Origin of the sequence: Necropsobacter massiliensis (assembly GCF_000827595.2) — a bacterium.
GTDB classification, from domain to species: Bacteria; Pseudomonadota; Gammaproteobacteria; order Enterobacterales; family Pasteurellaceae; genus Necropsobacter; species Necropsobacter massiliensis.
Genome location: NZ_LN776178.1, coordinates 409,266 through 422,839, shown reverse-complemented (window position 1 = coordinate 422,839; position 13,574 = coordinate 409,266). Strand labels below are relative to the sequence as shown.

The window sequence follows — 13,574 nt, the reverse complement described above, 5'->3', positions numbered from 1 at the left end:
GATAGATTGTTAAAGAACAAAAAAAGTGGTCGGCGAGATAGGATTTGAACCTACGACCCACTGGTCCCAAACCAGTTGCGCTACCAAGCTGCGCTACTCGCCGACATATATCACATAGATAAATTGGGGTGGCTAATGGGACTTGAACCCACGACAACCGGAATCACAATCCGGGGCTCTACCAACTGAGCTATAGCCACCACTACCATGTTAGACCCGCATTGACTGGCGCGCTCGACAGGATTTGAACCTGCGACCTTTGGCTCCGGAGGCCAACGCTCTATCCAACTGAGCTACGAGCGCTCATCGCGTCGTTGCGGGGCGTATATTAAGAGTTTACAAATCACTTGTCTAGTCTTTTTTTCTATTTTTTTATCGCAAGATAGTTTTTTACACAATTCGTTTATTATTTAAGATAAAGCTGTTTATTTTTTATAATTTTCCTGAAATTTGACCGCACTTAATCTTCTTTTTTAGTCGGCAACAATAATATGATGAGTAATCCAAGAACAATGCCGACACCCGCACCGATAGCCGCCCACAAAGCGCGATTCGGATAATCCGCATGCACTGGTTGAGACGGGGTCTTGGTATAGCGGTAGGCAATCAGCGTATTATCAAGCGCAGTGACTGATTTCATCATATTTAGCTTGCCTTGCCAATCCTGCCCATCGGTGTGCTGTCCGGTTTGCCCCAAGTTGAGTTGGGTTGCGGTATTGATTTGATTAAACAGAATTTTCCACTGTGAAATTAATTCATTATAAACAACTGTGCGCGCCACATCATTAGTCTGCTGAATAAATGCGGTTAATAATTCCGTCGCCTGTTTCGGATTTTCCAGTGCAATACTTATACGCAAGGGGGTTTGTGCCGTTTCCTGCGTTACCTGAACCCGGCGCATTAACTGCCGCAACAATGCGCCGTCAGTCTGATGATTGCCCGTTAACTGCTGCTTGTAATATTCGCTGTGTTGCCAGAAAGCATTGATATTATCGTATGCGGACAACTGGCGTTTGAATTCTTGATATGCCATATCAGCTGCTTTCGACGCATGTTGATGTTCCCCGCTAATCAGTTGATACATTGAAAATAAAGACGCATAATTGCCCAACTCATTTGTCGTCGGCGGGGCAATTTCCGCTTCCGCCGTCCATAAGGGATTCACCGAATAGCTGCCGGCATAGCCGCCAAGCGCCAAAAGTGCGGTCAAAAATAAGAGAATAATTCTCTTGTTCGGATAACGTCCGCGGCACGGATTACCTGTCATATTTCCCCCAATAGCGTTAAGACGATTTTAAACGCCGTGCACGACGTTTAATGCGACGAAGCCAGCGTGTGATTCGCCATGCTCTCGCGATAGAAAACGAATAAATAAAAAACAGCAAAATAAATGCCAGAAACATTACCCATTCATTAATATAATAAATTTCGCCTAAAATACCGAAACCAGCACAAAGCGCAGCGACGAACGTAATCAGTAAAAAGGCCTGTCTGGAACTCAGCCCCGCCCGCACCATTAAATGATGGACATGTAGCCGATCGGGACGAAACGGACTTTTGCCCTTGCGCAAGCGACGATAAATAATCGCGATCATATCCACCACCGGAATCGCAATAATCCATAATGCGGTAATCGGATTCATCGGGTGCCCTTTGCCCTGCGTGCTCAATAATAAAATCCAGATAATCGTAAATCCGATCAAAGTACTGCCCGCATCGCCCATAAACACTTTATATTTCGCACCGAAAGGAATGCCCAGATTCAACATAAAATAGGGCAAAATGGCAATAATCAAGGCAAAGCTCCAGTAAGCCAAATCCATTTGATTATCCAGCACCAGCAAAATACCAATCGCAGCAAACGCCACGCTCGACAGCCCGCCTAGCAGCCCGTCGATTCCGTCGATCATATTAAAGGCGTTAATCACCGCAATGGTGGCGAATACGGTAATCATTAAGCCGATCGAACCTAAGGTAAGCTGAAACGGACCGATAATCTGCCCCAAATGATCCAAATAAATATTGCCCATATCAATCATTAAAATCGCCAGAAACGCCTGAATACCGGCACGGATAAACGGGCTGATATCAAAGCGGTCGTCCCAAATACCGATAACCAGCAGCACAAAAATACTGAACAGATATAACCCCGGCAGGCGCATCTGATCCCATTCCAGCAAATAGAAACACAGATTTCCAGCAAACAGCGAAATACCACCGATAAGCGGTATCGCGCCCTGATGACGTTTACGATAATTGGGCTTATCCACTAAACCGACTTTTTGCGCAAGCGGACGCATCACGAATAATGTGGCCAACGCGCCTAAAAAGGTAAGTAACAAACTGACTAACATTGCGATATGTAAAGATGATGACACTCAATGCGGCAAGCATATCATAAAGCAAAATCCGAACATAAATATTTTTATAAATTTATCGTGTTTTACAGTACAATAAACGGCATTCCGTAACCAAAAAGGACAACTGTTATGACAACTTCAGACACTTTATTTTCCCGTGCGCAACAAGTGATTCCGGGTGGAGTCAACTCACCGGTGCGTGCTTTTAAAGGCGTCGGTGGCACGCCGATTTTCATTGAAAAAGCACAAGGCGCTTATATTTTTGATACCGACGGCAAACAATATATTGACTATGTCGGTTCTTGGGGACCGATGATTCTAGGGCATAATCACCCCGCTATTTTAAGTGCGGTGCTGAAAACCGCAGAAAAAGGACTCAGTTTCGGCGCGCCGACACCGTCGGAAATCGATCTTGCCGAACTGGTATGCGATTTGGTGCCGTCCATTGAAATGGTGCGCATGGTGAGTTCCGGTACCGAAGCGACTATGTCGGCGATTCGTCTGGCACGCGGTTATACCAAACGGGATAAAATTTTGAAATTTGAAGGTTGCTATCACGGCCATTCCGACAGCCTATTAGTTAAAGCCGGTTCCGGTGCGTTGACACTGGGACAGCCAAGTTCACCCGGCGTGCCAGAAGATTTCGCCAAACACACGCTTACCTGCGAATACAACAACCTGCAATCGGTCACACAGGCTTTTGCCCAATATCCGGAGGATATCGCCTGTTTAATTATTGAGCCGGTCGCCGGCAACATGAACTGTATTCCGCCAAAACCGGGTTTTTTACAAGGATTGCGCGAACTGTGCGATCAATACGGCACGCTGTTGATTATCGACGAAGTGATGACCGGCTTTCGGGTCGCGCTTGGCGGCGCGCAGCATTATTATGGTGTCACTCCCGATCTCACTACGTTGGGAAAAGTCATCGGCGGCGGCATGCCGGTGGGCGCATTCGGCGGCAAAAAAGAAATTATGCAATATATTGCGCCAACTGGTCCGGTTTATCAGGCAGGTACGTTGTCCGGCAATCCGATTGCCATGGCGGCCGGACTTGCCTGTTTAAACGAACTGAAAAAAACCGGCAACGAACAGCATCTCGCCCGTTTGACGGAAAAACTCGCCTGCGGATTAAAAGCCGCTGCGGACAAGCATAATGTGCCTTTCGTGGTCAATTATGTTGGCGGAATGTTCGGCTTATTCTTTACCGAACAAAAAGAAGTATCTTCTTATCAGCATGCAGTGCAATGCGATGTGGAGAAATTCAAACGGTTTTTCCATAGCATGTTGGAGCAAGGCGTATATCTGGCGCCTTCCGCTTTCGAAGCCGGCTTTATGTCTCTTGCGCACACGGAGCAAGATATCGAGCGCACATTACAAGCGGCGGAGATTGCCTTTGCCACGTTAAAATAACGGCGGTCGCGCCTGCGGAAAACCGGAAATGAGCAGGAATTGCAATGGATAATACAAAAAACTATCGACTGGCGTTGCTGAAAGTACATTTTACCGCGCTGTTGTTCGGCGCGACCGGGCTGTTCGGCGTGCTGATTAAAAGTGATGCCGATGTATTGGTGCTGGGGCGACTGCTGTTCGCCTGGTCGGCGCTCTCGATCTTTTTCCTGCTCAAAAAAACGCCGCTTATCCGGCTCAGTATCAAAGAAACCTTAAATCAAGCACTGCTCGGCTTTCTGCTGACTATGCATTGGGTCACTTTTTATATTGCGGTCAAAGTCGGCGGGGTGGCGCTGGGAACGCTGGGATTCGCCAGTTTTCCAGCGTTCGTCGCATTATTTGAAATGGCAGCGTTCAAAGAGCGGTTAACATTTAGCGAGTTTCTACTGTTAACCTGTATTTCCGTCGGCTTGATTCTGGTTACACCGCAATTTGAATTCGGCAATCAGGCAACACAAGGGCTGCTGTGGGGTATTTTTTCTGGCGCAATCTATGCCGTGCTTGCTATTTTAAATCGTAAAAATGCGACAAAAATATCAGGTGTTCAGGCAAGCTGGTGGCAGTATCTGATCGGCATTCTGATATTATTCCCCGTCTCCGGCACCGCGCTTGTGGCGGTGTCCGCTACTGATTGGTTTTGGATCGCCTGCATCGGTTTGCTGTGTACCGGTCTGGCATATACGCTGTTTATTTCCAGTCTGGATACGCTCAATGCCCGTACCGCGGCAATGATCATTTCCCTTGAGCCGGTGTATGCCATTGCGATGGCATGGGCGTGGCTTGACGAAGTGCCGACACTGAAAATGCTGGTCGGCGGTGCGCTCATTATTCTGTCCGTTGCGTTGGTTAATCTGCGTAAATAATCGCCGAAAAAGCACCGCACTTTTAAGGTTGAACATCCACCTAAAAAAGTGCGGTGATTTTTTTATCGATTTTTATAACGTCGCCAGAATGCGCTGTTTCAATGTCTCCCGCTCGCGGTCGCTTAAAGCGCGATTTCGCTTATTGGTGAGAATAAAAAAATCCTCCGCTTTTTCACCAATCGTCGTAATTTTAGCATTCAGCAGATTCAGTTCTAATTCGGAAAAAATCCGGCTGACTTCCGCCAACAACCCCGCTTTATCCAGCGCAAAAAGCTCCATTTCCGTTTGTTCAGTTTTTTCCGTATGCAGAAAACGCACTTCCGTCTTCACTCGAAAATGCTGGAGCCGACGGTTTTTATGTCTGTTCAGTGTCGGCATCCAATCATCCCGCAAGGCGCGGGTCAGCGCCTGTTCCAATTCGCGGCGACGATCAAATTTCGCCAACTCGCCGTTTAACTCGGTCACAATAAAGCTGTCGAATACATATCCGTCTGAACTGGTGATAATCTGTGCATCGTGAATACTAAACTGTTTCGCGCCGATTGCGGAAACCAATTGATTAAACAGACGTGGACGATCCTGACAATAAATAAAAACTTCCGTACCGCCAGCAGAAAAACGGTTGCTGATTTTAACCAGCAAATCCGCCTGCGACGCCAGCAGCAATTGTGTATGCCATGCGATCTGTTTCGGGCTGTTGCGTAGAAAATATTCATCAGGGCAACGCTGCCAGACGATCATCACATCCTGTTCGCTCAACTGCGGATTATCATGCCGCAGCAACGTCAGCGCCTCGCTGCGATGCGTTGCGATTTTTTCCTGATTATCCGGTAAGCTGCTCATTCCGCGCTGAAACTGTTGATTGGTGTACTGATACAATGTCGCCAGAAGTGAGCGTTTCCAGCTGTTCCACAGGGTTTCGTTCGTGGCGCAAATATCCGCCACGGTCAGACAAATTAAATAGTCCAAGCGCACTTGATTCTGTACTTCTGCAGCAAACCCCATCACCACTGCCGGATCATGAATATCCCGCCGCTGCGCGGTGACCGACATCAATAAATGATTTTTCACCAGCCATGCCATCGTTGCGATTTCACGCCCTTCAAAACCGTGCTGTCGGGCAAAGTCAATCATATCTTGCGCACCGAGTGTTGCGTGATCGCCGCCGCGACCTTTGGCAATGTCATGAAACAGCGCGACCAAATAAATTAATGTGCGGTCAGACAAGGTGGGAAACAACACACTACAGACAGGATGCGCATCAGCATTTTCCGCCGCCAGAAAACTTTCCAGTTTCAGCATAACCCGCAGTGTGTGTTCATCCACCGTATAGCTGTGAAATAAATCAAATTGCATTAGCCCTTCGATCTGTTTCCATTGCGGCAAATAAATGTTTAGCACACCGTAGCGGCGCATCGGCGCAAGCGCACGTTCAATCGCTTTCGGCTGAACAAACAGGCGCAGGAATTTTTCCCGCGCCGTCGGGCTGTCACTTAACCAGCCTTCAAATTTATCCAGTGCCAGATGCAGCCGGCGCAATGTGACTGAATGAATATCCGCCGTCGGTTGCTGCGTCAGATGATAAAACAAATCCAATATACTGTCTGGGCAAATTTGGAAACAGTCGGGGTTACGTAAACAAATTTCGTTATTTTTCAAACCGAAATGCGCATCCAGCGGAATCAGCGGACTGTCCGTCGGCGCGCTCAGAAAATGTTCGCGGTAATGCTTGGTTAATATATCACTGAGCAACGATATGGACTGTAGCGCCTGAAAAAACGCTTTCATCATGTTTTCCACCGCCTGATTGCCCTCGCCTTGGTAGCCCAGCAATTCGCTGACTTTCAGCTGGCGATCAAATAACAAGCGATTATCATAGCGCGTTAAAATCAGATGTAATGCGAACCGCACTTTAAACAACAGCTGCTGGCTTTGCTGCAATAGCGCATATTCCTGTGGATAAATAAAGCCGGATCGCAAAATATCGTCCAAATGTTTCGCGCCGGTATGACGCAATGCCAGCCAGTACAGCAGATGTAGATCACGCAGACCGCCCGGACTGTATTTAATATCCGGTTCGAGGTTATAGCTGGTGTTGTTATAACGTTGATAACGCTCGGTTTTTTCCTTAATTTTAGCATTAAAAAAGGCATCGATAGGCCAGAAATCCGGCTGTTGTAAAAGTGCGGTCAGTTTTGCAAACAAATCCTGCCGACCACACAAATAACGGCTTTCCAATAAATTGGTTGCGATGCTGATATCCCGCCGCCCTTCGTCTGCACATTGCGACAAAGTGCGCACCGCATGCCCGACCTCAAATCCGCAGTCCCACAGAAACTGAACCAACTGTGCAATACGTTCTTCGTGCTGCGTATCAATATTGTCCTGCGTTAAAATCAGCACATCCAAATCAGACAACGGAAACATTTCCTCCCGCCCGTAGCCGCCCACCGCAATCAGCGCCGACTGCGATAAAGCCTCCAACTGAAAATGTTGCCACAGATGAATTAACAATTGATCGCAAAATCGCGTGCGGTTGGCAATCAAATCATAAACCGGTATTTGCCCAAATCGGCTGTGCTCAAATGCTTTTAGTGCCTCTTTTTGCGCTTTGATTTCAGTCGGTGTCGGGTTGCTAAGCGGGGTATAATTGAACATTAAAGATCCTTGCAAAACTCTCGGGCGAGAACAATGTTTGATAGGCAACGGGGTGCCAAAAGCACCCCGCAAGATCGGTTAAACATTAGTCATAATACGGCTGATGCGTCCGCTTTGTTCTTCCTCCTGACGAATCGTCATCACTTCACAGCCCGTCGCCGTCACCACCAACTGATGTTCGTACTGCGCCGAATGACTACGGTCTTTGGTTTTCACCGTCCAACCGTCACCCATTAAACGCACTTCTTTTTTACCTGCATTAATCATCGGCTCAATGGTAAATACCATGCCTTCTTGTAAAATCACACCGCCGTCATCGGCATAATAATGCAGTACTTGCGGTTCGCAATGAAACTCGGTGCCGACACCATGCCCGCAATATTCACGCACCACACTGAATCCCTGACTTTCCGTATACTGTTGCACTGCTTTACCGATCTCGCGCAACCGAATGCCCGGTTTGACCGTGCGTAACCCCACATACAGGGCTTCCTGCGCTGCTTCGACCAGCTTCTGACTACGAATATTCGTCTGTCCGACAATATACATTTTGGAATTATCGCCGAAATAGCCGTCTTTAATTACGGTCACGTCAATATTTAAAATATCGCCGTCTTTCAATACTTTCCCCTCGCTTGGAATACCATGGCAGACCACTTCGTTAAGCGAAATGCAAGTCGCTTTCGGAAAGCCGTGATAACCCAGACAGGCGGGGATAGCATGCTGCACGTTTACCATATAATCGTGACAGATACGATCCAACTCACCGGTGGTCACGCCTGCTTTGACATAGGGCTCGATCATTATCAGTACATCGGCGGCCAATTTGCAGGCCTCACGTAATTTTATAATTTCTTCTTTCGTTCTTAATGGGATAGTCATAATTATCTCGCTGTTAAACAAAAAATTTGCCGCATTGTAGCATTATTTGATAGAAAAATCCTTGATAAATTCTTGAATGGATTGGTGGGTTATTAGATAATACGCCCATTCAATAGTAACGATGAAATAACAGACGAGATAAATTATGACAGAAATGACAGTCCCCCTAACCTTTACCGATGCGGCGGCACAGAAAGTCAAAGCGCTGATTACCGAAGAAGAAAACAGCGCGCTGAAACTGCGCGTTTATATTACCGGCGGCGGTTGTAGCGGTTTCCAATATGGTTTTACTTTTGACGAGAAAGTGAATGAAGGCGATCTGACCGTGGAAAATGCTGGCGTTCAGTTGGTGATCGATCCTATGAGCCTGCAATATCTGATTGGCGGCACCGTTGATTACACCGAAGGGCTGGAAGGTTCGCGTTTTGTCGTCAATAACCCAAACGCCACCACCACCTGCGGTTGTGGTTCTTCATTCAGTATCTGACGGCATGGATTTTCAGTTCACGTATTCTGCAGGCGATATTATAGCCACATGTTCTATGGGGCACGAAGCGCTGGCAAATTGGGTTAATATTGAAGTGCGGTCTAATTCGCAGTTAATTTCGACCGCACTTGCCCTGCTGCAACAAGCCTCCACGCTGACTTTTCCCGCCGAAACCCGTCTTATCGGGCGCGAATACAGCCTGTTTATCAATGCCGAAGAAGTCATGATTAAAGCCAACAATCTGGACATTGACAGTCAGGACGAAACGGAAGAAGATTTCCACTATTATGACGCCGAAAGCATTGCCTTTTGCGGACCGGAAGATTTCGAACGTTTCTTACAATCCTATTTAACCTTTAACGCCTCGCTGCGCGGATAACAGATGGCAAACGAACAGCACAACGACAACCCCCAGACAGATGCTCCCAACGCACAGAAAAAAACGTCGCTGCGCGTTTTATTGATAAAAATCGCCTTTGTTGCGCTGTGCTATATCGCTTTTTACGGCATTTATCTGGACGGCAAAATCCGCTCCAAAATGGACGGTCAGGTATGGCAGTTGCCCGCTGAGGTGTACGGCCGTATCGACAGTATTCGTTTAAGCGATGCGCTAAGCCTGGAACAAGTCAAACAGGTATTGTTGGAAAACAACTATCGCCAAACCACCATGGTTGCCGCACCGGGCGATTTTAAAATTGAAAACGACACCATTGTGCTGCTGCGCGGCGCCTTTCCCTTTCCGCAACATCCCGAAGCGCAACGGGTTTTTCGGTTGCGTTTTAATGACAACAAACTCAGCGTGATTGAAGATCTCGTTAACGTCAAAGCCATTGAGGCGTTTTCGCTAGCACCGAAACTCATCGCCATGCTGCACTCGGACAAAGAAGAACGGCTGGCGATTGCGCTGCAAAATTATCCGCGCCTGCTGATTGATGCCTTATTGCTGACGGAAGACCGCCACTTCTACACTCATGACGGAATCAGTCCGGTCGGTATCATGCGAGCGCTGATCGCCAATATTCAAGCGGGGCACCGCGTACAAGGCGGTAGCACGCTGACCCAACAATTAGTTAAAAATCTGTTTCTCAGCAACGAGCGTTCTTTCAGCCGAAAAATTAACGAAGCTCTTATGGCGCTAATTCTTGATTCGCGTTATGACAAAAACCGCATTCTGGAAACCTATTTAAACGAAATCTATCTGGGGCAAAACGGCGATACCCAAATTCATGGCTTTGAACTTGCCAGCCATTTCTATTTTGGGCGCTCCATTCGGGAAATCAGTCTGGACCAGATTGCGTTATTGGTGGGAATGGTCAAAGGTCCGTCACTGTATAATCCTTGGCGCAATCCAAACAATGCCCTTGAGCGCCGTAATGTGGTGCTGCATCTGCTCTTGGAACATAAAGTTATCAGCAACGAATTATACGATATGCTGAGCAAGCGCCCGTTAGGCGTGCAGCAACGCGGTAAAATCAACCGTAAATATCCGGCGTTTTTACAAACCCTACAGGCAGAATTACGTCAGCGCCTCGGTGAAAACAAAGCCGCGGCGCTATCCGGTGCGCGGATTTTCTCCACCTTGGACGAAAAACAGCAACATTATGCAGAAAACGCCGTGATTAATGCCGTGTCCGAATTACAGCTAAAATATAAAAACCCGCATCTGGAGTCGGCAATGGTGGTTGCCGATTACCGCAGTGGCGAGGTCAGAGCCGTTGTCGGCGGACTGCAAACCGGCTATGCCGGCTTTAACCGAGCATTCAGCGCACGCCGTCAAATTGGTTCGCTGGTAAAACCTTCGGTTTATTTGACCGCACTTGCCAATCCGCAGCAATTTCGCCTCAACACGCCGATTCAAAATCAGCCGATAACCATTCATGTCAAAGGCAGCCCGCCGTGGCAACCGCGCAATTATGACCGCAAATACAGCGGCTCGGTGATGTTAATGGATGCCTTAGTCCGCTCGCTGAATATTCCTACCGTGAATATCGGGATGAAAGTCGGATTAAATAACGTCATCAACACCCAAAAAGCAATGGGCTGGGACAACGTCAGCATTCCGAAACTGCCGTCAACCTTGCTTGGCGCTTATGCGATCTCGCCGTATGAAGTCACCAAACTTTATCAAACCATCGCCAATGAAGGCGCCAGCATCGGACTTGCGACTATCGACAGTATCGCCGATCAGCAGGGCAATCTGCTTTATCAGCGGGCAATGGAAGCAGACCAGGTGGTACCGCGCGAAGCCGCATTTCAGACCTTATTCGCGATGCAGCAAGTGGTGGAACGCGGCACCGGACGTAGCTTACAAAACCACTTCGCCCATTTACATCTGGCTGGCAAAACCGGTACCACCAACGATGCGCGCGATACTTGGTTCGTCGGTATTGACGGCAACCATGTGGTCACGGTATGGCTGGGGCGCGATGACAACGGCGACACCAATCTGACCGGTGCCAGCGGTGCGTTGCAGGTTTATCGGGATTATTTACAGCGTTTTTCAGCCACGCCGTTGAAACTGCATACGCCGTCAGATATTAAATGGGTCGGCATTAATGCTTACGGCAGCTGGGATTGCGACAGTGCGCGCAAAATTCCGGTGTGGGCAGATCGTAATCAATCCTTTTGTTCATCATCGCCTGTCCGTTCATCGTCAGAGGACGGTTCGACACAACGAGAAAGCCTGTGGGATGTGTTAAAACCGACTGCACCCGCCAACAGCGCCCCGGTGGAAGAGGCTGTGCCGGCGAATTAAACGGTTTATTCATGAGGTTCAATTCGGCGCCGGAATAAGTCCTTACTGTAAATCGTCTGCGTCGGATTAAGGCGGTCAATGCCGTCCAAACTCGGATCAATATAAACCGCGGCGGTATATTGAAAAACCGGTAGCACCACATTGTCCTGCTGCAAAATATCAATAACCTGTGCGTACAATGCACTGCGTTCCTGCTCGGATATGTTCTGCAAGGTTTGCTCCAGTAACTGATCCACCTTTTTATTACTGTAACCGCTTTTATTATCAGGCCCGGCGGAATAGAAATTCATCAGAAAAGCGGAAGGTTCGTGATAATCGGCGCACCAGCCGGAGCGGATAATCTGAAAATCGCCTGTCGCCCGTTTTTCCAGCAATTGCTGCCAAGAAACTGGTTCGGCGCTAATCCGAATCATATCCGACTGCGACAACATCTGCATCAACCCTTGTGCAACACGCGGGTGTATGCCGTCCTGATCAAAGGTGAGGTGCAACTGCAACGGCGTTTTTTCATTAATGCCGTTTTGCTGCAACAATTGCTCCACCAACACCGGTTCCCAACGACTTTCCTGTTCCATCCGCATGGATTGCGGCAATAAATGGCTACTCGCCTGCATCGCCGGCAACTCATGCCGAACCAAATTACGCGCCGACATCATGGAAACTAACGCTTTTCGGACCGCACTTTTCGCCAGAATCGGATCCTTAAAATTAAATTCATAATAATAACTGCATAATGTCGGCAGATAGCTAATCGCGCTATGGGACGACGCCGGGTTATGCACTAAATCCAGTTCGTTTAACCCTTGCTGCGGGGTAATCTTGCGATAATCTACCTGTTTAAAAAAGCCCTGCTCCGCCGCCCGATAATAAGGATTTTTTACCAAATGAATCATATCATTCTGCTGTCCCGCTACCGTATAAGCGCCATTTGTGACAAAACCGCTGTGTGCGTTGAGATATTGCGGCAACAACACCGGATGTACCAGCATGGCGGGCAAATAAGGCTTCGCTTTATCCAAACGGATGCGCAGTTCCCGCTCGCCGATAGCATCTACCCCAAGTTTTTCCACCGGCAACTCACCGGCAATAACTTCTGGGGCATGCTGTAAATTGAGAAAGGTTAAATAAGATTTTAACGGGCTATCGGAACGTGCTAGCAGCTGCCAGCTGCGCACAAAATCGCTGGCGGTGACAGGCTCGCCGTTTGACCATTTGGCATCGTCGCGTAACACAAATGTCCAGTTTTTATTATCTTCTGTCCGCCAACTTTCTGCCACCGCGGGAATAATCCGTCCGTGCGGATCATAAATCACCAGCCCTTCCAAAATATCACGCAAAAAAATGCTTTGCTCTTCATTTTGTAACGCCGACGGGCTGATCACCAAATCGCCATACACTCCGCGCGTCAGCACTTCAACGTTAACTTGCGGCGCGGACACAGGTGGCAGCGCAGAAGACTCGGAAGGTTGCACCGGCTGATCGCAGGCGCTTAGCCCTAAAACAGCGCAAAAAAACACCGCACTTTTCAGCGAAAACAAAGAATGGAGAGATAAGGGGAAATTAAACATGACGCATAAACGGTTGCCGCAAAGATAGCGGCATTATACAAAAATGCGCAGTGAATACCAATTTATTCTTTGACAGTCTTAACCCAGAAGAAAAAGAACCAATATTTAATCAACAACACGCAAACAATGATACTTTTTGCCAGCACGCCCGGCGAAAAATAAAAACCGATGGACAACATCAGCGTTGCAAACGCCAGAATCCAGCATTTCGACTTCTGACTTAAAGCACGCTGTTCTTTAAATGATTTGAGATGTTTATTGTATAATTCGGTTTGTAAAAACCACTGATGCAGCCGATCAGAGCCTTTCGCAAAGAAAAACAGAGTGAGCAACAAAAAAGGTGTTGCTGGCAGCATCGGCAAAATCACTCCCAACACGCCCAACGCAAGAAAAAAACAGCCCAGTAGAATATAAATTGCTTTCATTATCGCCCTTATCAAATAAAAATAATTCTCAATTATCCGGGATTTTTTAGATTTTTCAAGCTGGATATTATAAAATTTGCCCATATTTATAGTTAAATCTTTTCACGCCCGAGCTCGGGTCTGC

At 47.8% G+C, this 13,574-nt stretch carries 11 protein-coding genes and 3 tRNA genes; 5 read left to right on the top strand and 9 right to left on the bottom strand.

Annotated elements, in window-relative coordinates; genetic code table 11:
- Positions 1-26: 26 nt before the first annotated feature.
- The 5 genes from BN3349_RS02065 to wecA all read right to left on the bottom strand — a co-directional run bounded on the left by BN3349_RS02065 (position 27) and on the right by wecA (position 2,354).
- Positions 27-103: transfer RNA gene (locus tag BN3349_RS02065), tRNA-Pro, on the bottom strand.
- Between the two features lie 21 nt (positions 104-124).
- Positions 125-200 (bottom strand) — tRNA-His (locus BN3349_RS02060).
- A gap of 26 nt (positions 201-226) precedes the next feature.
- Positions 227-303, bottom strand: a tRNA-Arg gene (locus BN3349_RS02055).
- A gap of 157 nt (positions 304-460) precedes the next feature.
- Positions 461-1,267, bottom strand: coding sequence for an LPS O-antigen chain length determinant protein WzzB (locus BN3349_RS02050; RefSeq protein WP_048736642.1), 807 nt, complete (start codon positions 1,265-1,267; stop codon positions 461-463).
- A 16-nt stretch (positions 1,268-1,283) separates the two neighbouring features.
- Complete coding sequence (gene wecA / locus BN3349_RS02045) at positions 1,284-2,354, bottom strand: UDP-N-acetylglucosamine--undecaprenyl-phosphate N-acetylglucosaminephosphotransferase (RefSeq protein WP_032108643.1); 1,071 nt, start codon at positions 2,352-2,354, stop codon at positions 1,284-1,286.
- A 135-nt stretch (positions 2,355-2,489) separates the two neighbouring features.
- On the opposite strand from wecA, the gene hemL reads away from it, so the two are divergent.
- Positions 2,490-3,773, top strand: a complete 1,284-nt coding sequence (gene hemL / locus BN3349_RS02040) for a glutamate-1-semialdehyde 2,1-aminomutase (protein ID WP_040975608.1) — start codon at positions 2,490-2,492, stop codon at positions 3,771-3,773.
- Positions 3,774-3,817: 44 nt separating this feature from the next.
- A complete protein-coding gene (locus BN3349_RS02035; RefSeq protein WP_040975607.1) occupies positions 3,818-4,675 on the top strand; it encodes a DMT family transporter in 858 nt (285 codons plus the stop codon).
- Positions 4,676-4,747: 72 nt separating this feature from the next.
- On the opposite strand, the gene glnD is transcribed toward BN3349_RS02035, so the two are convergent.
- Positions 4,748-7,333, bottom strand: coding sequence for a bifunctional uridylyltransferase/uridylyl-removing protein GlnD (gene glnD / locus BN3349_RS02030; protein WP_040975606.1), 2,586 nt, complete (start codon positions 7,331-7,333; stop codon positions 4,748-4,750).
- Positions 7,334-7,411: 78 nt separating this feature from the next.
- Complete coding sequence (map, locus tag BN3349_RS02025) at positions 7,412-8,215, bottom strand: type I methionyl aminopeptidase (protein ID WP_040975605.1); 804 nt, start codon at positions 8,213-8,215, stop codon at positions 7,412-7,414.
- A gap of 145 nt (positions 8,216-8,360) precedes the next feature.
- Between map and erpA the strand changes: the two genes are divergently transcribed.
- The 3 genes from erpA to mrcB are packed head-to-tail and all read left to right on the top strand — an operon-like array spanning position 8,361 to position 11,457.
- On the top strand, positions 8,361-8,702 hold the full coding sequence (gene erpA / locus BN3349_RS02020) for an iron-sulfur cluster insertion protein ErpA (RefSeq protein ID WP_040975604.1): 342 nt from the start codon (positions 8,361-8,363) through the stop codon (positions 8,700-8,702).
- Positions 8,703-8,706: 4 nt separating this feature from the next.
- Complete coding sequence (locus BN3349_RS02015) at positions 8,707-9,081, top strand: YacL family protein (RefSeq protein WP_040975603.1); 375 nt, start codon at positions 8,707-8,709, stop codon at positions 9,079-9,081.
- A 3-nt stretch (positions 9,082-9,084) separates the two neighbouring features.
- Positions 9,085-11,457 (top strand): penicillin-binding protein 1B, encoded by a 2,373-nt coding sequence (mrcB, locus tag BN3349_RS02010; protein ID WP_040975602.1) that lies wholly within the window; start codon positions 9,085-9,087, stop codon positions 11,455-11,457.
- A gap of 5 nt (positions 11,458-11,462) precedes the next feature.
- On the opposite strand, the gene BN3349_RS02005 is transcribed toward mrcB, so the two are convergent.
- Positions 11,463-13,025, bottom strand: a complete 1,563-nt coding sequence (locus BN3349_RS02005) for a peptide ABC transporter substrate-binding protein (protein ID WP_040975601.1) — start codon at positions 13,023-13,025, stop codon at positions 11,463-11,465.
- A gap of 62 nt (positions 13,026-13,087) precedes the next feature.
- A complete protein-coding gene (locus BN3349_RS02000; protein ID WP_040975640.1) occupies positions 13,088-13,450 on the bottom strand; it encodes a YbaN family protein in 363 nt (120 codons plus the stop codon).
- Positions 13,451-13,574 lie beyond the last annotated feature (124 nt).

Bases quoted from the DNA above. Each gene is read 5' to 3' on its own strand.
- BN3349_RS02050 (WP_048736642.1), bottom strand. From the start codon at position 1,267: ATGACAGGTAATCCGTGCCGCGGACGTTATCCGAACAAGAGAATTATT.
- wecA (WP_032108643.1), bottom strand. From the start codon at position 2,354: ATGTTAGTCAGTTTGTTACTTACCTTTTTAGGCGCGTTGGCCACATTA.
- hemL (WP_040975608.1), top strand. From the start codon at position 2,490: ATGACAACTTCAGACACTTTATTTTCCCGTGCGCAACAAGTGATTCCG.
- BN3349_RS02035 (WP_040975607.1), top strand. From the start codon at position 3,818: ATGGATAATACAAAAAACTATCGACTGGCGTTGCTGAAAGTACATTTT.
- glnD (WP_040975606.1), bottom strand. From the start codon at position 7,333: ATGTTCAATTATACCCCGCTTAGCAACCCGACACCGACTGAAATCAAA.
- map (WP_040975605.1), bottom strand. From the start codon at position 8,215: ATGACTATCCCATTAAGAACGAAAGAAGAAATTATAAAATTACGTGAG.
- erpA (WP_040975604.1), top strand. From the start codon at position 8,361: ATGACAGAAATGACAGTCCCCCTAACCTTTACCGATGCGGCGGCACAG.
- BN3349_RS02015 (WP_040975603.1), top strand. From the start codon at position 8,707: ATGGATTTTCAGTTCACGTATTCTGCAGGCGATATTATAGCCACATGT.
- mrcB (WP_040975602.1), top strand. From the start codon at position 9,085: ATGGCAAACGAACAGCACAACGACAACCCCCAGACAGATGCTCCCAAC.
- BN3349_RS02005 (WP_040975601.1), bottom strand. From the start codon at position 13,025: ATGTTTAATTTCCCCTTATCTCTCCATTCTTTGTTTTCGCTGAAAAGT.
- BN3349_RS02000 (WP_040975640.1), bottom strand. From the start codon at position 13,450: ATGAAAGCAATTTATATTCTACTGGGCTGTTTTTTTCTTGCGTTGGGC.